This is a genomic window from Gammaproteobacteria bacterium (assembly GCA_034522055.1).
In the GTDB taxonomy this organism is placed as follows: Bacteria; Pseudomonadota; Gammaproteobacteria; order JAABTG01; family JAABTG01; genus JAABTG01.
The window spans coordinates 413,608-433,034 of the sequence record JAXHLS010000006.1 but is presented as its reverse complement, the minus strand read 5'-3'; the positions used below and the strand labels follow the sequence as shown (position 1 = coordinate 433,034).

The following is a 19,427-nucleotide window of genomic DNA, read 5'->3' as shown; positions in this document are numbered from 1 at the left end:
CCTTCGACGGGACGGCCCTAGACTGCATTACTTAATGATCTTTATCTATCGTCTCGTACGTAACGCTCTATGGCGAACCAGTCAAGGCAATTCGTGGTTGGCCAACTTTTGCGTTTAACGCACGAAGTAAAAGTGCATTAAAAGCATCCCTTTCTATACGGCATCCAGCACACGAATCAGAAAGTATCGAGCCTCTAATAACGTTAGAGGCCCCCTTCGCAACGCTAAACCGCTCAGTTTCTTCCTAGAGTCGATCCTGTAAAAACGCAGTCAAGGTCCTCGAATGCATCCGCCTCTCAAAGTGCGAGAAAGCGACCTCCTGACCACTTCGACCTACAACACGAGCTTGATTAGGGTTACTAAGTACTTCCATCATCTTCACCGCTATGCTTTCACCGCTCCGCGCTTCCGCGAAGTACGCATCATAGGGATCTCTCAAGTAAGCACCGATATCCCCTATCGGAGTTAATATAACGGGAGTACCTGATGCCAGATACTCTACTAGCTTGTTTGGAAAGCCGTACTGTGCAAACTTGCTATCCACCCTACAAGCGAGCAGACCTTGCGCGTTTTGGTATGCCCAGGCGAGCTCTTCCCTTGTCAGCATCCCCGTAAAAACTATCGCATTCGATACATCATACTCCTTGGCCATGCCTATTATTGTAAGCTGCTCCGCGTCCTTTATCCCGCCAGTAAGCACCAAACTGACGTCCTCGTGGGTCTCCCTAAGCTTGGATAATGCTTCAAGCAGGTAACTCAAACCCTCTTTCTCATTGAGGGATCCAGAACTTAAAAAATATCTACTGTTTTCAAGTGGCGGCACTTTATCTGAACTTTCTATTGAAAATTGGGAAGTCTCTACTAGAGCAGGAATGATAATAACATCCTCTTTTTTGACTCCTTTTCTTACGTAAAAATCTCTTATTGGCCGAGATATTGCTATCACCCCTCTACTTAACAACGGAATTAAAGTTTCTGTTACTTGATTGCCGAGTTTCAGTATAGTGCTGACATTTACATGCTGGTCCACCATGGAACTCCGGATCTCACAAACCTCTGAAAATAGAGGAATTCTTAGGATGCCTCCATATAAGATAATCGGCCAAACCTTAACGAAGTTCGGTGTAAACAATAGAATGGCGTCAATAGACTGGCGCTTTCTGAGGCGCCAAAGAAAACGCACTGAACCAAACCATCCTTTCAAAACCTCTATGATCCGAGCGCTTCGCTGAATCGGCCGCTTATTCCTACCAGTCGCGAAGAAAAATGTAATTCCATCTACGCTCTGATCATCAGAACTTAATGTTTCATCTCGACCTTTTGTAGACGGGTGTATAAGGCAGATATAACATCCAACATTCTCCTCAACAAGGCATCTTCCAAGCATGCGGAGCCTATACGCAGTTGCAGTACCATCGGGAAAATCTGAAGTAGCGAAGATAGCAACGTTCACTCTTTTCCCTCGCACAGAAACTTTATTTCGCCATAGCCCATCATATCCCGGGTAATGCACTTTACCTAAGTGGCAAATATATCCCACCCTTACGCCTTGCCTTAATTTTTTCTAGAACAATTTCTATATCTAACAAACTATCTAGTGCCCCAAATGCGATCCTGGTTATATCCGACGCCATTTGCTTGTGGTTGGAATCGAGTTCCTTTAGTTCGCTAACCAGAGCCGCTTTATCATGGCCAATATATGCCAATCGTTCTTCTCCAATCCATTCTAAATAGCGCTTTGCCCAACTTTTCCGAACAGGGGAGGCCAACGTCTTCTTCCACTCCTCAACGGAGTTCACTGATACTTCAGTATACTTACTGACCCCACGCTGATCGCCCATGCGTCCCTTTAGTGATGAATTGTTAAAATGAATACCATCTTCCACATCGTCACTTAGCGATAGATAGTCTAGAATTCGCCTCATCTCTTGTTCTGGAAAAGCAACAAAGTCTTCGTACCGTACTTGAAGCACTTGCTCCTCATTATTTTTGGCCGTGTTAACAAGATTCACCAGCCCGGTATATAGGTCCACCCGCGCTCGATGCACTCTCCAGTTCCCGTCATAACTGTGAAGTCTTGAAGCCAAACATGCCAAAGGATTACGCCACAGAAATATAAACTTCCCACCTGGAAATAAATCAATTATCTCTTGGCATATAAGATGGTAGCGAGGCGTCTTATCCAGAAAATACATTTTCTCTGAACCGCCAGCCTTTTCATAAAGTTCTTTAGCAAAGACCGCAATACTTTCCATGTAGTCTCTTTTGCCGCCGGGCAATTGTTGGTAAAAGTCCTCTATTGCCGAATATAACGTCCTATGACTATATTCTGCGTAGACGCCCTCTTTCTTTAGCGAGTAGATCAAAGGCAGCAAGAACCATGGTTCTGAAACTGTGGCAATTTCGCTACGTCCAGCTAGAGAGCGTTGTAATAGCGTGGAACCTGAGCGCGGCAAAGAAAAAATATATACTGGTTCCATCTTATAAAGCGCGCGTTAACATAATTTGCCGACCTTTCTTTAATTTCGCCAATCGGGAAAACAATTTATTCCTTGCCGCTACCTAGTTGGTCTAGGCAGCATTCGACGACCGTATACGAAGTAAACCATAGAAACCCCCATCATGACCCAAAGGGCCTGTGAATTTTTCGCGACGTAAAACTGAGTTGCCTGTAGAATGCAGATAATTAATACAACGATCATAATTGCTTCTTTAGACTTTTCAAGAATGGCAAAACGGTGTGCCACTTTGGCGCCCAGCAACAATAGAAATAGCAAACAGATCGGGGCGCCCACTCCGCCGAGCGCCCAAATTGACAGCCACATATTATGAAGGCCGTCTAGGATTTCACCATATCGCTGATATTCGGCAACTCCAACGCCGAAGATAGGTGAGTCTTTAATCAAGGCTTGCGCGACGGTGTATGAATCGACACGCGATTGAACAGTGCGAGCGGCGCCGGATCCTCCCAATGTCGCGATTAATTCATAGATTGCTTCAGAAAAATAGTATATACCGCCAACGCCAAATAAGGCGACTGATAGTAAAATTATCCCTGAGAGGGCTCTTTTGTGAGAATCTTGCCGATATAAGCTTCGCAAAATCAAATAACAGGCTATTGCTATCAATGATGTAAGCAAAACATTTCGGGACTGGGAGCCTAGCCAGCCAATTATTAATGAAATACTCAGAATTCCCCGAGTGAGGAATGCCTTTCCGGCGGGCAGCAGGCGTGGCACTTGTCCAAATAGTATGACGACTAACGCGTACCCGTAAAGTAACGCGAGGTCTCCATATGACCCATACAGGCCTATAGCCTTGGGAAGTTCGTCAATACCTAGGCGCGATTCTTCAAATCTTACGTTGGCAAACTCGATAAACCCCAATGAAGCAGCTAGAGCAGACGCGCCTCCAATTAGTGCCTGAAACACAATCGTTCCGTTGGCAATCTGTAACCTAACGTGGTCAGTGACGTAGAAAATAGGAATTAGGAAGTATGTTAGAATTTTTATTTCGTCAATTAATCGCGCCGCTGCGGTCTCCTCACTTCCCATTGGCCTAAGATGCATTAATGACAAATACGCCAGCATAAGGAAAATAGGAATAGAAAAACGAATTAAATATGCTCGAAAGGGTTCTTGAAGGAATAAATGACGAGTTAGCCATACTATTATTAGAAAAGGCGTCAACATATTATCTAACGATAGGTCGCCGACTAAGCTGAAGGTACGAAACGGTAAAGACAGCAGCCATATAAAAAAAAGCCAATCCAAGAAACCAATTGCTTGGTACTTATTAGCGCTAAGAGATTCGGTGCGTGTCATTTCCTTACTTACCTAGAGTTTTTCTAGATCTAATTTAATTCACGATTATTTTTACTTTATGCAATACGACAACGGGCCAACCACCCTTTAGGATAATCGCCGTATTGTTGCGCTAAAGACTCTAATTCTGCTTGATAATCAGCGCAGAGGGCTTTTCTAAGCGCCGCAGGCATAGTTTGTGGCTTTGAAGCATTGATGACTCTTCGAGCTTCTTTTGGCCATTGATACCGCTCTTTTCCGTCTTTTACCTCTAAAAAATTTAGTACTTTTTCGAGAAAGCTGGCCGGATCCGTTATCATCTCATCAAAAAATCCGACAAAGACTTGATTTCGTGTATAGCATCCGCTCCACCGAGCGATTATTTCAGAATAGCGTCCCCGAGCAATAACTTTATGCTCGCGACACCGGCGAATCAGTTCTTCCACATTTGAGGAGTTCTGCCGTCGGCCCCTAGTCCATTCGTATCTTACTTGGGACCAGGCTCGTTCGACTGGATCGCGAAGAATATAAATTATCTTCGCATTTGGAAGAAGGGCGTTTACTCTCTTGACATCGTGATCGTCAAGAAGTGAGTACCCGGGAGATATTTCGCCACATACCTTACCTTGACCTATTGAAAAGAGAGAGCGGTACCATTCATCGTCGAAAGGTCCCGAGAAATAGTTTATTGTCCATTTCGCCTCCGCAAGCTTTCGTTTGCTTAATTTTCCTATTAGTTCTTTTAAAAAAAGTCGTCGATACTCACGGTTATTTTTTTGAACTCCGAATGCTCGGGTTAACACGGAATCGGAGGCTAAGTGACTAGAAGTCGGATATTTCGTGCTTCTGTCAAAATAATGTATTTCTTTACGGGGCGGCAACCAAATTTGCGGATGGGAATTTAGCTGTTTCCATAACCAGGTGGTTCCTGCTTTAGGCGCACCGATCCCTAGGAAGTTTACAATTTCAACGTCTCGTTTGGTTGAACTCATTATATGGCTCTCGTTTGGTTGCACTAAATGGCCTTTAGACCTAGGTATCTTCTTAAGTTGAACGACTAAGAACTCGATTACATGCTTGGCCAACAAATGAAGGACTAACAGTCGCGTGTGTCCAGAGGCCTGTCTTTCGGCGGGTAACTAACCAGTTCAGAAGATTCTGCAAGGCACGGCCCACGGCTACACCACTTGCTATCCCAACTAGCCCGCCATATTGGGCGCCTAGAACGGTTAGAGAGACGGAGATCAGGCTTGCGGCAATGGTTACTTGCATCAGCGCTTTTTGGTGCCCAGTAAGGGCGAGCACCATCCCGCATGAACCAGTAGCGACGTTTGCCATTAGGCCTAGGCTTAGAATAGTAAGCACTGTCGCGGCTTCTCTATAGTGAGTACCGTAAACCACTTCTAGAATAGTCGCGCCGGCCAAGATGAATGCTATGAGCACTATCATTGCGGGCACGCCGGCTAGCGTAGCGGTTCCCCGCAGCGCATTCTGTAGGCGTGCTTTTTTGTCCGTCACATAGAGTTGCGCAATGAAGGGCTGGACTGACATATTCATCAATAGCAACGGAAGCGACACCAGCGCGACCAACTTCCAGGCTGCTCCGTACAGCGCTACATCTTCGGCGACAAGATACGCTCCAGCAATCCATAGGCTGAAGTTCGTCATCGCTTGATTTGCGATATTGGTTACGAAGAGTGGGCTCGAAATTGCCACTACTTCCTTGGTTCCAACATCCCCCTCCCCTTCAAACACATGGACCCTTCTTAGAAACAACAGCATCCCGAACAATAGACTCACCCCCGCCATCACCAAGGACAGCAGGACGGCCTGAGCAAAGTCCACCTTCAGGCCATTGAACCAGAAAACAGCGAGGACTGACGCCAACAACGCGCTGGCCAGGATGCCGTCCAGGAAAACGGCCAGGCGGATATCGTGGAGCCCCCGGAAGGTCTCGGCCACGGGGGTTTGGAAGGCTAAAACAGCAATCCACAGGGCGGTGAGGCCGGTGACGCTGGCCAGAACCGGGATGGAGAAGACATCCTCGGCCAGCCATGTGCCGAAACCCAGGTAGTACCCGCCGCCTACGATGAGGGCGCCCAGGGTGACGATGACGTAGACGATACGCAGGGTGGCCCGCGCCCTGCCCGGTTGGCCGGTCGCCATGGATTCCGCCACCAGGCGCACTACGGTCTGCTTGAGGCCGAAGCGGGCAACGATGGCCGCGAACATGACAACGCTGGTGATGAGGAAGTAGGCCCCCATTTCATCGGTGGGAAGCATGCGCGCCAGGAAGGCGTTGATGGCGAGGCCGCTGGTGACGCCGATGATTTTCGCGCCGAAGGCCCAGGCGGCGCCGGACAACAGGCGCTGGGCCAGGTTGCGGCGGGGCTTTTGGGGCGTTTCCGGGGGGGGCGCCATGGTGGCTTTTTGGGCGTCCGTGGTCATGGGGATGGGCCCTCACCCCGGCCCTCTCCCAGAGGGAGAGGGAGTAAGAATAGTGCCTCTCCCAGGGGGAGGGGGAGTAAGTGGGAAGGGCCCTCACCCCGGCCCTCTCCCAGGGGGAGAGGGAGTTTAGCGAGAGAGGACGGGAGGAGGCCTCCGTTCGGCGATGGGGCGTGGCTCATGCCGGGTTGGCTCCGCCGCCGTATTGTTGGGCGTAATAGCGCTGGTAGGTCTCGTTGCGCACGGCCTCGCACCAGGGGCGGTGGGTCAGGTACCAGTCCACGGTCTTGTCGATGCCCCCGGCGAAGCCGTGGGCGGGTTCCCAGGCCAGCTCGGTGGCCGTCCTGGTGGCATCGATGGCGTAGCGGCGGTCGTGGCCGGGGCGGTCCTTGACGAAGGTGATGAGGTCCTCCCGGGGGCGGTCGGCGGGTACCTTGTCGTCCAGCAGGCGGCACACGGTGCGCACGATGTCGATGTTGTGGATCTCGTTGTTGCCGCCGATGTTGTAGGTCTCCCCTACCCCACCCCGGTGCAACGCGGCGTCGATGCCGCTGCAATGGTCCTCCACGTACAGCCAGTCGCGGATGTTCTTGCCATCCCCGTATACCGGCAGGGGTTTGCCCTCCAAAGCGTTCAAGATGACCAGGGGGATAAGCTTTTCCGGGAACTGGTAGGGGCCGTAGTTGTTGGAGCAGTTGGTGGTGACCACCGGCAGGCCGTAGGTGTGGTGGTAGGCGCGTACCAGGTGGTCGGAGGCCGCCTTGGAGGCGGAGTACGGGCTGTTGGGGGCGTAGGGCGTGCGTTCGGTGAAGGGCGGATCGTCGGGCCCCAGGCTGCCGTAGACCTCGTCGGTGGAGACATGGAGGAAACGGCAGTTGGGGTCTTCCGCCCACAGGGTGCGGGCCACGTCCAGCAGGGTGAAGGTGCCGTGGACGTTGGTGCGGATGAACTCCTCGGGCCCGGTTATGGAACGGTCGACGTGGGACTCGGCGGTCTTTTCCTTGAGGCGCTCGTAGAGGTCGTCGGGGAAGTTCTTGATGTTCAGTATAGCCATGGGACGCCGGTTCCTCCGCAGTTCCTCCATTATCGCCGGGGTATATTAACGGATCATGAATTGTTGTGGGGTTTTGTGAGGGGGTTGGCAGGGGGGGAGGCAATTTTGAATTGAGGGGGCTCTGGCAGGGGCTTGGGGGGGGCAGGCGCGGGGGTTGGCCGGTTGGGACGGTGGGGGTTGCCCGGGCGGCCGGCAGGTCCGCTGCGCTTGACCTGCCCTACGGGGCTACAGGAGGCCGGTGAGGTCGATGGTCGCGTCCGGGATGCCGAAAACGGACGTGCGGCCGTTGTCCCGGCCTATATGCCCGGCCAGGGCCGGATGCTGCGGAATTCTTCTCTCAGGCAGCGTGTTCGGACCTTACAGATAGAACATCTGATTCCGACAGCGACCGTACATCATTCGTCGTCAGTGTCACTAACGCATGGGTCTTACCGGTCCCCATAACGAACTCGACTTCGATTCCGTCCGGCTCATAAGCTTCCACTACTGCGCCAAGATCACCGCTCTTGAGATGATGCTCGGCGATATCTCGTTTCAATACGACGGTATCCAGCACCTTGATGGTCATTTTCGTTCCCCCGGGTATGCGGTTATAAATCGAGGAAAATCCTCCCCCCTTAGGACGATCCAGGCCGTTACCAAGTACACTGACTTTCCATTTGGCCCCGTTAACCTACCCCGAATTTCATACTTCTGCCCATACTTGGTCGATTCCTGAGGGTTGGCTTCCTTTGACAAAAAGCCCTTCAAGTCAGCTGACAAACGGCTCCATTCGCTTTGTCGGTAACCAAGGCCACGGAATATTGCCGCCTTGAATCTTCCCAGGGGGTGGGTATCCGACAGCAGATAATCACGGACTTTTTCTTCGACGATGACAGCCAGTTCTGTATTGGGCAGCATCACAACCTTATCCATTGGTCAGGTTATTCCCGGCCCGCCATAATTGGCGCTTGTGCTGCGCCCGGCTAGCTTCGGGATAGCCTGCCCTATTGTGTCGGTTGATGGCAATTTTTGGCCACCATCTGACGACGCCTGGCTCGAATCGAGGCCACTTACGCCGCCTTCATTCATGCCCCGGCCGACTTCCAGCCCCAACTCTGGACTGCGGGCAATCCTGCGCGCAAGCGTACAGGTCGCCACTAGATTCCGGGCGTTGCTTTAGAAGCGCTGGCCGTTCTGGGTTCAGCGCCGCGTCAGGTGCAGAACGCATGGGAAGCAAGCGCGGGGGGTCTCGGCCACGGGGGTTTGGAAGGCTAAGACAGCAATCCACAGGGCAGTAAGGCCGGTGACGCTGGCCAGGACCGGGATGGAGAAGACATCCTCGGCCAGCCAAGTGCCAAAACCCAGGTAGTAGCCGCCTCCGACGATGAGGGCGCCCAGGGTGACGATGACGTAGACGATACGCAGGGTAGCCCGGGCCCTGCCCGGTTGGCCGGTAGCCATGGATTCCGCCACCAGGCGCACTACGGTCTGTTTGAGGCCGAATCGGGCGACGATGGCTGCGAACATGACGACGCTGGTGATGAGGAAATAGGCCCCCATTTCTTCGGGCGGGAGCATGCGCGCCAGGAAGGCGTTGATGGCGAGGCCGCTGGTGACGCCGATGATCTTGGCGGCGAAGACCCAGGCGGCGCCGGAAAGCAGGCGCTGGGCGAGGTTGCGGCGGGGCTTTTGGGGCGTTTCCGGGGGGGCCGCCATGGTGGCTTGTTGGGCGTCCGTGGTCATGGGGGAGGGCCCTCACCCCGGCCCTCTCCCAGGGGGAGAGGGGGTTTAGCGAGAGAGGGCGGGAGGAGGCGTCCCTTCGGCGCTGGGGCTTGGATCATGCCGGGTTGCCTCCGCCGCCGTATTGTTGGGCGTAATAGCGCTGGTAGGTCTCGTTGCGCACGGCCTCGCACCAGGGGCGGTGGGCCAAATACCAGTCCACGGTCTTGTCGATGCCTCCGGTAAAGCCGTGGGCGGGTTCCCAGGCCAGCTCGGTGGCCGTCTTGGTGGCGTCGATGGCGTAGCGGCGGTCGTGGCCGGGGCGGTCCTTGACGAAGGTAATCAGTTCCTCCCGGGGGCGGTCGGCGGGCACCTTGTCGTCCAGCAGGCGGCATACGGTGCGCACGATGTCGATGTTGTGGATCTCGTTGTTGCCACCAATATTGTAGGTCTCCCCTACCCGGCCCCGGTGCAGCGCGGCGTCGATGCCGCTGCAATGGTCCTCCACGTACAGCCAGTCGCGGATGTTCTTGCCGTCCCCGTATACCGGCAGGGGTTTGCCCTCCAGGGCGTTGAGGATGACGAGGGGGATGAGCTTTTCCGGGAACTGGTAGGGGCCGTAGTTGTTGGAGCAGTTGGTGGTGACCACCGGCAGGCCGTAGGTGTGGTGGTAGGCGCGCACCAGGTGGTCCGAAGCCGCCTTGGAGGCGGAGTACGGGCTGTTGGGGGCGTAGGGCGTGCGTTCGGTGAAGGGCGGATCGTCGGGCCCCAGGCTGCCGTAGACCTCGTCGGTGGAGACATGCAGGAAACGGCAGTTGGGGTCTTCCGCCCACAGGGTACGGGCCACGTCCAGCAGGGTGAAGGTGCCGTGGACGTTGGTGCGGATGAACTCCTCGGGCCCGGTTATGGAACGGTCGACGTGGGACTCGGCGGCGAAGTTGACCACGGTATCGATGCTCTCCTCCGCCATGACCTGCGCCACCAGGGCGCGGTCGCAGATGTCGCCCTTGACGAAGCGGTAATGGGGATGGTCTTCCACCTGGGTCAGGTTCGCCAGGTTGCCGGCGTAGGTGAGCAGGTCCAGGTTGACCACGCGGTCCTCGGGGTGGTGGGCCAGCCAGTAGTGGACGAAGTTGGAGCCGATGAAGCCGGCGCCGCCGGTGATGAGGATGTTCCTAGGCATGATTCCCCTCACCCTGGCCCTCTCCCGGGGGGAGAGGGGAAGTTTGGTGATGGCCCTCTCCCGGGGGGAGAGGGGATGTTTGCTGATAGCCCCTTCCTTGCGGGAGAGGGGAAGTTTGCTGATAGTCCTGTCCCCGAGGAATAGAAGCTTCCTGTTCGATCAGCTCTCTCAGCATTGCCCGCAGGCTGTCGCGCCAGTGGGGGATGGGTTCCCCATACAGCGGCCGGATCTTCTGTTTGCTGAGGACCGAGTAGGCGGGGCGGGTGGCCGGGGTGGGGTAATCCACCGTGGGGATGGGCAGGAGTTCCCGGAGGGCCAGCTCCATGCCCAATGGGCGGGCCTCTTCCACGATGGCCTGGGCGAAGTCGTACCAGGAGGCCACGCCCTCGTTGGTGAAATGGTAGGTGCCCGTGGCCTCGGCGCGCATCAGGGCGAGGACGGCGCGGGCGATGTCGGCGGTCCAGGAGGGGGTGCCCACCTGGTCGTCCACCACCTTGAGCTGCTCGCGCTCGGCGGCCAGGCGCAGGATGGTGCGGGCGAAGTTCCGGCCGTGGGCGGCATAGACCCACGCGGTGCGCAGGATGACGGCCTCGGGGAGGTGGCGCCGCACTTGTTGCTCGCCCTCCCATTTGCTGCGCCCGTAGGCACCGAGGGGGTTGGCGGGCTCGTCTTCGGTATAGGGGCGGCTCTGGGTGCCGTCGAATATGAAGTCCGTGGAGATGTGGACCAGCCGGCCGCCGCCGGCGGCCACGCCCCGGGCCACTTCGCCAGCGCTGTCGCGGTTGATGCGCAGGGCCAGGTCGGGCTCTTCCTCGGCCTTGTCGACGGCGGTGTAGGCGGCGCAATTGACCACCCAATGGGCCGCCGTGGCGCGGATGGCGTCCGCCACGCCCTGGGGGACGGCGAAGTCGATGTCGGCGGTGTGCAGGGGCAGCACGTCGTGGCCCTCGGCGCGCAACAGGCGGACGAGATCGGTGCCGAGCTGGCCGCCGGCGCCGGTGACGGCCACCTTCACGGCGTGGCCTCGTAGGCGGGCAGGACGTCCACCATGTCGCGGAGCCGGCGGTTGGCGCGGTCCTTGTCGGAGATGCGGAAGTCGGCCGCGCCGCCGGGGGCCGGCCACTGGATGCCGATGTCGGGGTCGTTCCAGATGATGCCGTGCTCGCTCTCGGGGGCGTAGAAGTCGGTGCACTTGTAAAGGAAGTCCGCGGTCTCCGAGAGCACGCAGAAGCCGTGGGCGAAGCCCGGCGGTACGTACAGTTGGTGGAAGTTCTCTTCGGTGAGTTCGGCGCCTGCCCAGTGGCCGAAGGTGGGCGAGCCGCGGCGGATATCGACCGCCACGTCGAACACCGCGCCCGTCACCACCCGCACCAGCTTGCCCTGGGGGTGGTCCAGTTGGTAATGGAGGCCGCGCAGGACACCGCGGGTCGAGCGGGAGTGGTTGTCCTGGACGAAGTCGGCGGGCAACCCCAACTCGGCGTATTTCTTCGCGTGCCAGGTCTCCTGGAAGTAGCCGCGGCTGTCCCCGAACACGTCCGGTTCGATGAGGAGCACCTCGGGGATGGCCAGGGGTGCGGCTTTCATGAAGGGTGTCCGTCCTCGGCCCCGCCATCCTCGGCCCTTCCATCCTCGGCCAATATGTCTTTGAGGTAGTGGCCGTACTGGTTCTTGGTGAGGGGGTCCGCGAGGGCCGCCAGCTGTTCGGCGCCGATGTACCCCATGCGGTAGGCGATCTCCTCGATGCAGGCCACCTTGAGGCCCTGGCGCTCCTCGATGGTCTCGATGAAGGCGCCGGCCTGGAGCAGGGATTCGTGGGTGCCGGTATCGAGCCACGCAATGCCGCGCCCGAGCTTCTCCACGTGCAGGCGGCCCTGCCCGAGGTAGTGGGCGTTGAGGTCGGTTATCTCCAGCTCGCCGCGGGGGGAAGGCTCGAGGCCGGCGGCGATGTCCACGACGTCGTTGTCGTAGAAGTACAGGCCGGTAACCGCGTAGTTGCTGCGGGGTTTGGCGGGTTTTTCCTCGATGGCGATGGCGCGGCCTGCGGTGTCGAAATCCACCACGCCGTAGCGTTCGGGGTCGCGCACGCGGTAGGCGAACACGGTGGCGCCGGTCTCCTGGGCCACGGCGCTGGCCAGGGAGTCGGTCAGGCCGTGGCCGTAGAAGATGTTATCCCCCAGGATCAGGCTAGCCCGATCATGGCCGATGAAGCCCCGCCCGATGGTGAAGGCCTGGGCCAGGCCTTCGGGGCGGGGCTGCTCGGCGTAGGTGATGTTGAGGCCCACCTGGCTGCCGTCCTGGAGCAGGCGCTGGAAGCCCGGCAGGTCCTCCGGCGTCGAGATGATGAGGATGTCCCGAATGCCGGCGAGCATCAGCACCGACAGGGGGTAGTAGACCATGGGCTTGTCGTACACGGGCAGGAGCTGCTTGCTCATGGCCCGGGTGAGGGGATAGAGCCGCGTACCGGAGCCGCCCGCGAGGATGATGCCCTTGATGGTGTTGGTCATAATGCCAGGCCAATCAACGGGTTTGCGGCGGCTCGGAGGTTTCGTTACGGAGCATGGCTTCCAGCATGACGATGACCTCCTGGGACACCGAGCGCCGCTCGCCGGCGGCCTTTTCCTTGAGGCGCTCGTAGAGGTCGTCGGGGAAGTTCTTGATGTTCAGTATGGCCATGGGATGCCGGTTCCTCCGCGTTTCCTCCATTATCGCGGGGGTATATTAACGGATCATGAATTGCTGTGGGTTTTTGTGAGGGGGTTGGCAGGTGGAGAGGCAATTTTTAATTTTGAATTTTGAATTGGGTGCGCTTTGACAGGGGGCGTGGGGGAACGGGCGCGGCGGTTGCGCCGCTGCGGCTGCAGGATGAAGAAGGGGTGGATGCCTTGGCGAGCATTCAGACAGTGCTGGCCAGATACTCCTCCGGCGTCAAGGCCGCTACGGGGGAGGCGGCAAAGTCCTTTACGTTGCGCGTGACTATGGCCGCACAGCCACTGGCCTCGGCGACGGCCGCGACCACTGCGTCCTCGAAATCCTGCCACCCCAAACCCCGCGCCCGCACCAGCTCCACCTGCCCCACCCCGAGGATAGTGAAATAACGAAGCAGCCAATCCACAGCCCCATCGGCGGTCGGCCCGTCCTGGTAGCGCCGGACCAGATAGTGCGCGGTGGTCAGTCCATGGGCCGCGAGGCCACCTTCCACCCGCCGCCGGACGACTTCCTCCAGGACGGCCGCGGACGCTCGATAATGGGGCTCGCGCTGCTGGATAACATCCAACAGCACATTGAGGTCCACGAGGATCAACGGCCGTGCTTCTCCGAAATGTGGCGCCGATACTCGGATTCTGCGTCTACATCGGCTGGTACCAGGCCTGTAATGGCTTCCAGCTCAAGACCGGGGGTGTGCTGCTCCAGGGCGCGCATCCGGCGCAAGTAGCGGTCGATGAACTCCGTCACGCTGAGCCCGTGGGCACGGGAATAAGCCTTTGCAAACTCCAAATCTTTCCTGGGCAAACGGATGGTTAGCTTGGCATTCTCTGATTCCACAGGTTTACTCCAAACGATACGGGGGGCTACAGGAGGCCGGTGAGGTCGATGGTGGCGTCCGGGATGCCGGGCAGGGGCACGGCGGCGAGGTCGTCGGGGCCCAGGCGGTCGAGGCGGGTGTAGGCGCCCTCCTCCGGCCTCCGGTGGATCTCCAGGACACCGGCCGGCAGGTCCACCAGCCAGGCCTCGGGGATGCCGTGGCGGGCGTACAGGGGGAGCTTGGTGTGGCGGTCGAAGGCGACGCTGGTGTCGGCCACTTCCACCACGAGCAAAACATCCTCCGGCCGGGGGTGAGCGCGGGCATAGAAGTCCTCCCGCGGGCGCAGGAGCGCCAGGTCGGGCTGGGGCTCCGAGAGGTCGCCGAGGACGACAGGATCCTGTACGGACAAGACACCCTTATCTGCGACAACGCGGGAAATAGCCGCGTTCAACCGCTTCAGCGCCCCGGCATGGGTCGAACCGATAGGTGCCATATCGATAATCGCTCCTTCGATCAGTTCCGTACGCGCCCCGGGGGCAAACACCCCGGCCTCGCCCATGCGGTGGTAGTCCGCCACCGTCAGGCGGTGCAGGCGCTCGAGGGTCTCGGCGGTTGCTGACACGGGCGGGTTCCTTTGCTCTCCTTGGGGTGATGAGTGTAGCACTCGCCCCATCTCATGGCGTAGGGGACAAGCACAGTGGTTCCGCCCCGGCCGCCACGCCTGCCGGCGTTGGTGAAGGTGCGGCGACGCGCACGCGGCACCACCTCGGAATCGCTGCCGGGCGGGATCGGGGGCGGCGCCGATCCGGGCGCATCTTCAGTCGCCCTACGGGCTCCTTGCGATGCGCCCGGATCGGAAGAAACATTCTCTGCGTGCATGGGCACCTTCGACTGCTGGTTGATCTTCATACCTACCTCTTTACTCACTGATCTCTCGGGGGTAGGTGTCGCAACTCATATTGGCACGGGGGGCAGCCCGCCTTCTTATGGTTTGGCAGTAGCTGTGTTGCCTCGGACAGGGTCTGCAGATTTCGCAAGGCGGCATCGTAGAGAATTTCGTCCTGCGTCAGGTCGCCCCGCGCCTGAATGCGCCGGATCCTGGCGATGGCGTCCAGGATATGCAGCGCGTACGGCCGCCATGGTTTGGTCACAGCTCTACCGCCTCCTCCAGCACCCGCTGTCGAATATGAGGGTTGAGTTCGTGTTCGGGTACCAGCTCCACGTGGCGATGGAGCAGGTCCGCAAGCCCTTCGGTTAGGGGTAGACGTTGCCCAAACAGGTCATACCCGCGAGGCAGCTCCACGAGGAAATCCACATCACTGTCTGAGCGCTCCTCGCCCCGGGCAACAGAACCGAACACTCGAATGCGGCGGGCCCCATAACGCCCGCCCAGCTCGGCGATCTGGTCACGTCTCGCTCGCAGTTCATCCAGCAGCATAATGGTGCTCCTGCCTGTTTTTACGCCCAATCCACTGAAGTTTACGCTTTCCGATCATCTACCGCGAAGCAAATAGCCGGGAGGGGGGAAGGCAATTTTGAATTGGGGGCCCTTTGGCAGGGGCTTGGGGGAGCAGGCGCGGGGGTTCCGCGGTTGGGGCGGTGGGGCGTTGCCTCGGCGGCCGGCAGGTCCGCTGCGCTTGACCTGCCCTACGGGGCTACAGGAGGCCGGTGAGGTCGATGGTCGCAGTTGGCATGACGGGTTGGGGGGTGCGGGGGCGGGGCCGGCAGCCGCTTACGAAACAGCAACTCGCCGTAGTCCCTGTCAAAAGTGAGCACGATTCGCTCCTCCACTTGGGAGCGGCGAAGCACGGCGTCATTCCGGCGAAGGCCGGACCAATGCGAAGCGTTAAACGCCTGCAGGGCCGCCCGAAGGGCGAGCGCAGCGAGTAATCCAGGGCTGGCGCACCCTCCCAAACCAGTGGCACCGCTCCGACCGCCACGTCCGCCGCCCTGGATACCGGGGCAAGCCCGGCATGACAGTGGGGGAGGTGTCGGACTGAACTCCGATCTACAAGCCCGACCTGCAAGGGATGGGCTGCCCCACCGTGAGCCAGGCTTGATACTGGATGTGCTGGATAAATCTGCACTGTGCTTTTATCAGCGCTATGGGATTTTTGAACCCTCTACTGATAATCCCATGCGCCTTTTTGTTCCCATGCGCCTTTTTGATCCCGTGACAGTGTTGCGGCAGATCTAGCCGAAATCAAAGAATCAAAGAATCAAAGAGGTTTGGTGGGTCCGATTTTACGCTTTCGTTATGCGACTTTATTAGATAGCTGTAGTAGCTTGGCTTGTGTTGATTCCAATATAGAGTCCCTCAAGAATTTACTAGCTCCAAGTATTTCTATTCCTATAAGCTCACCTTCACCATTTAACTCTGCAGTAATGTTTGGACTTACTTCAACGCTCGCAGCTTCCTTCTCATCTGATATTGCCAAATGCAAAATATCTTCCTTTTGAAAGCAGGTCATTTTAGAGTCATTCATTTTCATATCTCCCACTCTTTACTCTGTAGTTAATTTGCTGTCGACTTGTAGCATGTACTGTAAAAGGAGCGATATTGTTCTCATCATCAATCTCATGCGGGATAATAACCATAATGCCAGCATCCTTTCCGACAACAACTAATCTGTTTGTGGCAGTATCGTAATATCTCTCCGTACTATACCTGAGTACTTCTTCTATATTTGATAGATCAAACCCTCTAAGTTTTACCCGATATTCGAAATAGTCTGTCCATATGATGCGCTTCATCGATATAAATTTCTCTCAAGCCACTGGGCTTGCCCAGGCTCTGCTCGGCCAGCCATTCGCCCAGGCGGTGCAGGCGCTCGAGGGTCTCGGCGGTTGCGGACATGGGCGGCTTCCTTTGCTTTCCTTGGGGTGAAGAGTGTAGCACTCACCCCATCTCATGGCGCCGGGGACAGGCGCAGCGGTTCCGTCCCGGCCGCCACGCCCGCCGCCCTGGATGCCGGGGCAAGCCCGGCATGACGGGCTGGGAGGGGCAATTTTGAATTGGGGGCGCTTTTGCGGGGGCTTGGGGGGGCAGGCGCGGGGGTTCGGCGGTTGGGACGGTGGGGGGTTGCCCCGACGGCCGGCAGGTCCGCTGCGCTTGACCTGCCCTACGGGACTACAGGAGGCCGGTGAGGTTGCTGGTCGCACTGGGCATGACGGGTTGGGGAGTGCCGGGGCGGGGCCGTCGGTGCGGGGGTGGTGAGTGGCCCATCCGCGAGGGACTTGAAATGGTACCGCGGTACGGTACCATTATTTGATGAAGCGAAAACACCAGCGAACGCTTGAACTGCTCTATCGGCGCCCACCCAGCGCAAACGTGAAGTGGCAGGACATTGAGGGGCTGCTGGTCGAGTTGGGTGCCGAGCTGACCGAGCGGGAAGGTTCCCGGATTGGTGTGAGACTGTTCGGTGAGCGGCGGGTATTTCATCGGCCCCATCCTTCTCCGAATACTGACAAGGGTGCAGTGGCGGCGATTCGCGAATGGTTGAGCGAAAATGGGGTGAGGCCATGATGAATTTAATGGAGATCGACGGTGTAAAGGCAGTGATTCTGTACGACCCGGAGATCGAGATGTTCCGGGGCGAGTTTATCGGCCTGAATGGTAGTGCCGATTTCTACGCCCGCGACATCCAGGGGTTGAAGCGGGAAGGCGCGACCTCGCTGAAGGTGTTCCTTGAAATGTGCGAGGAGGACGGCGTCGAACCCCGGAAGCAGTATTCGGGCCGATTCAACGTGCGAATTCCACCGGAATTACATGAACGCGCAACAGCCGCTGCCGCAGCGGCGGGCGTCAGCTTGAATGCACTGGTGGAGGCGGCATTGAAAGACGAGTTGGCCGACTAACGTCCTCGCTACGGACGACGGCATCTCTATCCATCGCCTGCGCAGCTACACGCTTCAATGCCTGGCGCCGCTCTGCAGCGGGTAGATGGCTTCGGATGTTGCCCCTCAGCCGGTGTGGCGCAGTTCCTCGCGCACCACTCTGCGCAGGGTGTCCTCCAGGGGCTCGCGCGCCTCTGTCATGTACTCCCTGAGGGTCTGGTTGATCAGGGTCTGGTAGTTTCCTCCACCTACGGCCTCCACCTGGGCCTTGAACCACTCGAGCACGTCCTGATCCAGGCGGATGGTGATCCGCGTCTTCCCCGGCGGCGCTGCCACCACGGGGCCCCGTTTGCCGTTGGTGAAGTCGTACTCTTTCCTCATCTCTCGATTTGCCGTGGCCTTGGCCGAATCCCACTCGTAGTCCATTGACCGTGAGTGTATGCACGAATATGCACGGCGTCAAAAAAGTCACCGAGGGGGCTGTGGTTGGATAGCGCGTGGGGGGAGGGGCAATTTTGAATTTTGAATTTTGAATTGGGGGCGCTCTGGCAGGGGCTTGGGGCAGCAGGCGCGGGGGGTTCGGCGGTTGGGACGGTGGGGGGTTGCCCCGACGGCCGGCAGGTGCGCTGCGCTTGACCTGCCTTACGTGGCTACAGGAGGCCGGTGAGGTCGATGGTCGTGTCCGGGATGCCGGGCAGGGGCACGGCGGCGAGGTCGTCGGGGCCCAGGCAGTCGAGGCGGGTGTAGCCCCCCGCCTCCGGCCTCCGGTGGATCTCCAGGACGCCGGCCGGCAGGTCCACCAGCCAGGCCTCGGGGAGGCGAGAGCGGGCATAGAGGGGCAGCTTGGTGTGGCGGTCGAAGGCGACGGTGGTGTCGGCCACTTCCACCACGAGCACGACGTCCTCCGGCCGGGGGTGAGCGCGGGCATAGAAGTCCTCCCGCGGGCGCAGCAACGCCAGGTCGGGCTGGGGCTCCGAGAGGTCACCGAGGACTACGGGGCTTTGTACGGCGATGATCCCAATGCGCCCTTCCACGCGAGAGAACGCGGTGTTGAGGCGTATAACAGCACCAGCATGGGGACTTCCAATGGGTGTCATGTCGACAATCGCTCCTTCGATCAGTTCCGTACGCGCCCCGGGGGCAAACAGCCCGGCCTCGCCCATGCGGTGGTAGTCCGCCACCGTCAGGCGGTGCAGGCGCTCGAGGGTCTCTGCGGTTGCGGACATGGGCGGCTTCCTTTGCTTTCCTTGGGGTGATGAGTGTAGCACTCGCCCCATCTCGTGGCGTAGAGGACAAGCGCAGTGGTTCCGCCCCGGCCGCCACGCCCGCCGCCCTGGATGCCGGGGCAAGCCCGGCATGACGGGTTGGGGGAGTGTCGGGGTGGGGCCGGCATGACGAGGGTGTCGGGCTGAAGCCCGACCTACAGGTCCGACCCACAGGTCGGACCTACAAAACATCACCGGCGCCTCTTCCCAGGGCTCGATTGTAGGTCGGGATTCATCCCGACATTCAGTCTCGACGCCCTCACCCACGCCGGGCCGGAACCGGCCGCTGGCTGTCGGGCTGAAGCCCGACCTACAGGTCCGACTTACAAGGGATGGGCTCTTCGGCGGCCTTTTCCTTGAGGCGTTCGTCTTCGAACTCGCACACGACACGATAAGCCCCGATGCGGTACCGCCACAGGCCGGCCAAGTCCCGCGTCAGTTGCTTGCCGAATCGTCGAGGATCTTCGGTGCCTGCAATACGCTCCCGGAGATAACGCAGGATGGTCCGTTGCACCTGGCGGTCCAGGCCGCGCAGTTCCTTGACTGCGGCGTCGTCCCACTCAATCCTCCATGCCAAGGTCGCGCTCCAACTCTTCCTGAGTCCAGCGCCGGCCCG

Annotated in this window: 26 protein-coding genes; 2 read left to right on the top strand and 24 right to left on the bottom strand. The window is 58.3% G+C overall.

Annotated features, from left to right (window positions below; genetic code table 11):
• Positions 1-244: 244 nt before the first annotated feature.
• The 21 genes from U5S82_20660 to U5S82_20560 all read right to left on the bottom strand — a co-directional run bounded on the left by U5S82_20660 (position 245) and on the right by U5S82_20560 (position 16,566).
• Positions 245-1,453, bottom strand: coding sequence for a glycosyltransferase (locus U5S82_20660; protein ID MDZ7753990.1), 1,209 nt, complete (start codon positions 1,451-1,453; stop codon positions 245-247).
• A 61-nt stretch (positions 1,454-1,514) separates the two neighbouring features.
• Positions 1,515-2,480, bottom strand: coding sequence for a sulfotransferase (locus tag U5S82_20655; protein MDZ7753989.1), 966 nt, complete (start codon positions 2,478-2,480; stop codon positions 1,515-1,517).
• A gap of 78 nt (positions 2,481-2,558) precedes the next feature.
• Positions 2,559-3,824 (bottom strand): O-antigen ligase family protein, encoded by a 1,266-nt coding sequence (locus U5S82_20650; GenBank protein MDZ7753988.1) that lies wholly within the window; start codon positions 3,822-3,824, stop codon positions 2,559-2,561.
• A 56-nt stretch (positions 3,825-3,880) separates the two neighbouring features.
• Complete coding sequence (locus U5S82_20645) at positions 3,881-4,795, bottom strand: sulfotransferase (protein ID MDZ7753987.1); 915 nt, start codon at positions 4,793-4,795, stop codon at positions 3,881-3,883.
• A 52-nt stretch (positions 4,796-4,847) separates the two neighbouring features.
• Positions 4,848-6,251, bottom strand: a complete 1,404-nt coding sequence (locus U5S82_20640; protein ID MDZ7753986.1) for an oligosaccharide flippase family protein — start codon at positions 6,249-6,251, stop codon at positions 4,848-4,850.
• Positions 6,252-6,426: 175 nt separating this feature from the next.
• Positions 6,427-7,302, bottom strand: a complete 876-nt coding sequence (rfbB, locus tag U5S82_20635; protein ID MDZ7753985.1) for a dTDP-glucose 4,6-dehydratase — start codon at positions 7,300-7,302, stop codon at positions 6,427-6,429.
• A gap of 337 nt (positions 7,303-7,639) precedes the next feature.
• Complete coding sequence (locus U5S82_20630) at positions 7,640-7,870, bottom strand: DUF4926 domain-containing protein (GenBank protein MDZ7753984.1); 231 nt, start codon at positions 7,868-7,870, stop codon at positions 7,640-7,642.
• Positions 7,867-8,202, bottom strand: a complete 336-nt coding sequence (locus U5S82_20625) for an adhesin (protein ID MDZ7753983.1) — start codon at positions 8,200-8,202, stop codon at positions 7,867-7,869. Before U5S82_20625 ends, U5S82_20630 begins: the two co-directional genes overlap by 4 nt.
• 282 nt (positions 8,203-8,484) lie before the next feature.
• The gene (locus tag U5S82_20620) at positions 8,485-9,027 is read right to left on the bottom strand and encodes an oligosaccharide flippase family protein (GenBank protein ID MDZ7753982.1); all 543 of its coding nucleotides are present in this window, start codon (positions 9,025-9,027) and stop codon (positions 8,485-8,487) included.
• Between the two features lie 94 nt (positions 9,028-9,121).
• Complete coding sequence (rfbB, locus tag U5S82_20615) at positions 9,122-10,186, bottom strand: dTDP-glucose 4,6-dehydratase (GenBank protein ID MDZ7753981.1); 1,065 nt, start codon at positions 10,184-10,186, stop codon at positions 9,122-9,124.
• Positions 10,179-11,201: a dTDP-4-dehydrorhamnose reductase gene (rfbD, locus tag U5S82_20610; GenBank protein MDZ7753980.1), complete on the bottom strand. Its 1,023-nt coding sequence runs from the start codon at positions 11,199-11,201 to the stop codon at positions 10,179-10,181. Before rfbD ends, rfbB (U5S82_20615) begins: the two co-directional genes overlap by 8 nt.
• On the bottom strand, positions 11,198-11,770 hold the full coding sequence (rfbC, locus tag U5S82_20605; GenBank protein MDZ7753979.1) for a dTDP-4-dehydrorhamnose 3,5-epimerase: 573 nt from the start codon (positions 11,768-11,770) through the stop codon (positions 11,198-11,200). Before rfbC ends, rfbD begins: the two co-directional genes overlap by 4 nt.
• A complete protein-coding gene (rfbA, locus tag U5S82_20600) occupies positions 11,767-12,690 on the bottom strand; it encodes a glucose-1-phosphate thymidylyltransferase RfbA (GenBank protein MDZ7753978.1) in 924 nt (307 codons plus the stop codon). Before rfbA ends, rfbC begins: the two co-directional genes overlap by 4 nt.
• A gap of 13 nt (positions 12,691-12,703) precedes the next feature.
• Positions 12,704-12,859 carry a hypothetical protein gene (locus tag U5S82_20595; GenBank protein MDZ7753977.1) on the bottom strand — a complete coding sequence of 52 codons (156 nt, stop codon included), beginning with the start codon at positions 12,857-12,859 and terminating at the stop codon, positions 12,704-12,706.
• A 220-nt stretch (positions 12,860-13,079) separates the two neighbouring features.
• Positions 13,080-13,487, bottom strand: a complete 408-nt coding sequence (locus U5S82_20590; GenBank protein ID MDZ7753976.1) for a PIN domain-containing protein — start codon at positions 13,485-13,487, stop codon at positions 13,080-13,082.
• Positions 13,484-13,729 (bottom strand): DUF6364 family protein, encoded by a 246-nt coding sequence (locus U5S82_20585; protein ID MDZ7753975.1) that lies wholly within the window; start codon positions 13,727-13,729, stop codon positions 13,484-13,486. Before U5S82_20585 ends, U5S82_20590 begins: the two co-directional genes overlap by 4 nt.
• 26 nt (positions 13,730-13,755) lie before the next feature.
• Positions 13,756-14,331: a Uma2 family endonuclease gene (locus U5S82_20580; protein MDZ7753974.1), complete on the bottom strand. Its 576-nt coding sequence runs from the start codon at positions 14,329-14,331 to the stop codon at positions 13,756-13,758.
• Between the two features lie 301 nt (positions 14,332-14,632).
• The gene (locus U5S82_20575; GenBank protein MDZ7753973.1) at positions 14,633-14,860 is read right to left on the bottom strand and encodes a HepT-like ribonuclease domain-containing protein; all 228 of its coding nucleotides are present in this window, start codon (positions 14,858-14,860) and stop codon (positions 14,633-14,635) included.
• Complete coding sequence (locus U5S82_20570; GenBank protein ID MDZ7753972.1) at positions 14,857-15,147, bottom strand: nucleotidyltransferase domain-containing protein; 291 nt, start codon at positions 15,145-15,147, stop codon at positions 14,857-14,859. Before U5S82_20570 ends, U5S82_20575 begins: the two co-directional genes overlap by 4 nt.
• Before the next feature lie 817 nt (positions 15,148-15,964).
• Positions 15,965-16,195, bottom strand: a complete 231-nt coding sequence (locus tag U5S82_20565) for a DUF2283 domain-containing protein (protein MDZ7753971.1) — start codon at positions 16,193-16,195, stop codon at positions 15,965-15,967.
• A 218-nt stretch (positions 16,196-16,413) separates the two neighbouring features.
• Complete coding sequence (locus U5S82_20560; GenBank protein MDZ7753970.1) at positions 16,414-16,566, bottom strand: hypothetical protein; 153 nt, start codon at positions 16,564-16,566, stop codon at positions 16,414-16,416.
• A 414-nt stretch (positions 16,567-16,980) separates the two neighbouring features.
• Here U5S82_20560 and U5S82_20555 point away from each other — a divergent pair, with 414 nt between their 5' ends.
• On the top strand, positions 16,981-17,235 hold the full coding sequence (locus tag U5S82_20555) for a type II toxin-antitoxin system HicA family toxin (protein ID MDZ7753969.1): 255 nt from the start codon (positions 16,981-16,983) through the stop codon (positions 17,233-17,235).
• Complete coding sequence (locus U5S82_20550; GenBank protein ID MDZ7753968.1) at positions 17,232-17,567, top strand: type II toxin-antitoxin system HicB family antitoxin; 336 nt, start codon at positions 17,232-17,234, stop codon at positions 17,565-17,567. Before U5S82_20555 ends, U5S82_20550 begins: the two co-directional genes overlap by 4 nt.
• 105 nt (positions 17,568-17,672) lie before the next feature.
• Here the strand turns inward: U5S82_20550 and U5S82_20545 are convergent, their stop codons facing one another.
• From U5S82_20545 to U5S82_20535, 3 genes are all read right to left on the bottom strand, one after another.
• A complete protein-coding gene (locus U5S82_20545) occupies positions 17,673-17,972 on the bottom strand; it encodes a BrnA antitoxin family protein (protein MDZ7753967.1) in 300 nt (99 codons plus the stop codon).
• 224 nt (positions 17,973-18,196) lie between these two features.
• Positions 18,197-18,772 (bottom strand): Uma2 family endonuclease, encoded by a 576-nt coding sequence (locus U5S82_20540; GenBank protein MDZ7753966.1) that lies wholly within the window; start codon positions 18,770-18,772, stop codon positions 18,197-18,199.
• 349 nt (positions 18,773-19,121) lie between these two features.
• Entirely contained in the window at positions 19,122-19,388 is a 267-nt protein-coding gene (locus U5S82_20535; protein MDZ7753965.1) for a type II toxin-antitoxin system RelE/ParE family toxin, read from the bottom strand.
• Positions 19,389-19,427 lie beyond the last annotated feature (39 nt).

Excerpts from the sequence above, each read along its gene's own strand:
- U5S82_20655 (MDZ7753989.1), bottom strand. The coding sequence starts at position 2,480 with ATGGAACCAGTATATATTTTTTCTTTGCCGCGCTCAGGTTCCACGCTA.
- U5S82_20650 (MDZ7753988.1), bottom strand. The coding sequence starts at position 3,824 with ATGACACGCACCGAATCTCTTAGCGCTAATAAGTACCAAGCAATTGGT.
- U5S82_20645 (MDZ7753987.1), bottom strand. The coding sequence starts at position 4,795 with ATGAGTTCAACCAAACGAGACGTTGAAATTGTAAACTTCCTAGGGATC.
- U5S82_20640 (MDZ7753986.1), bottom strand. The coding sequence starts at position 6,251 with ATGACCACGGACGCCCAAAAAGCCACCATGGCGCCCCCCCCGGAAACG.
- rfbB (MDZ7753985.1), bottom strand. The coding sequence starts at position 7,302 with ATGGCTATACTGAACATCAAGAACTTCCCCGACGACCTCTACGAGCGC.
- U5S82_20630 (MDZ7753984.1), bottom strand. The coding sequence starts at position 7,870 with ATGACCATCAAGGTGCTGGATACCGTCGTATTGAAACGAGATATCGCC.
- U5S82_20625 (MDZ7753983.1), bottom strand. The coding sequence starts at position 8,202 with ATGCTGCCCAATACAGAACTGGCTGTCATCGTCGAAGAAAAAGTCCGT.
- U5S82_20620 (MDZ7753982.1), bottom strand. The coding sequence starts at position 9,027 with ATGACCACGGACGCCCAACAAGCCACCATGGCGGCCCCCCCGGAAACG.
- rfbB (MDZ7753981.1), bottom strand. The coding sequence starts at position 10,186 with ATGCCTAGGAACATCCTCATCACCGGCGGCGCCGGCTTCATCGGCTCC.
- rfbC (MDZ7753979.1), bottom strand. The coding sequence starts at position 11,770 with ATGAAAGCCGCACCCCTGGCCATCCCCGAGGTGCTCCTCATCGAACCG.
- rfbA (MDZ7753978.1), bottom strand. The coding sequence starts at position 12,690 with ATGACCAACACCATCAAGGGCATCATCCTCGCGGGCGGCTCCGGTACG.
- U5S82_20595 (MDZ7753977.1), bottom strand. The coding sequence starts at position 12,859 with ATGGCCATACTGAACATCAAGAACTTCCCCGACGACCTCTACGAGCGC.
- U5S82_20570 (MDZ7753972.1), bottom strand. The coding sequence starts at position 15,147 with ATGCTGCTGGATGAACTGCGAGCGAGACGTGACCAGATCGCCGAGCTG.
- U5S82_20565 (MDZ7753971.1), bottom strand. The coding sequence starts at position 16,195 with ATGAATGACTCTAAAATGACCTGCTTTCAAAAGGAAGATATTTTGCAT.
- U5S82_20560 (MDZ7753970.1), bottom strand. The coding sequence starts at position 16,566 with ATGTCCGCAACCGCCGAGACCCTCGAGCGCCTGCACCGCCTGGGCGAA.
- U5S82_20555 (MDZ7753969.1), top strand. The coding sequence starts at position 16,981 with ATGAAGCGAAAACACCAGCGAACGCTTGAACTGCTCTATCGGCGCCCA.
- U5S82_20550 (MDZ7753968.1), top strand. The coding sequence starts at position 17,232 with ATGATGAATTTAATGGAGATCGACGGTGTAAAGGCAGTGATTCTGTAC.
- U5S82_20545 (MDZ7753967.1), bottom strand. The coding sequence starts at position 17,972 with ATGGACTACGAGTGGGATTCGGCCAAGGCCACGGCAAATCGAGAGATG.
- U5S82_20540 (MDZ7753966.1), bottom strand. The coding sequence starts at position 18,772 with ATGTCCGCAACCGCAGAGACCCTCGAGCGCCTGCACCGCCTGACGGTG.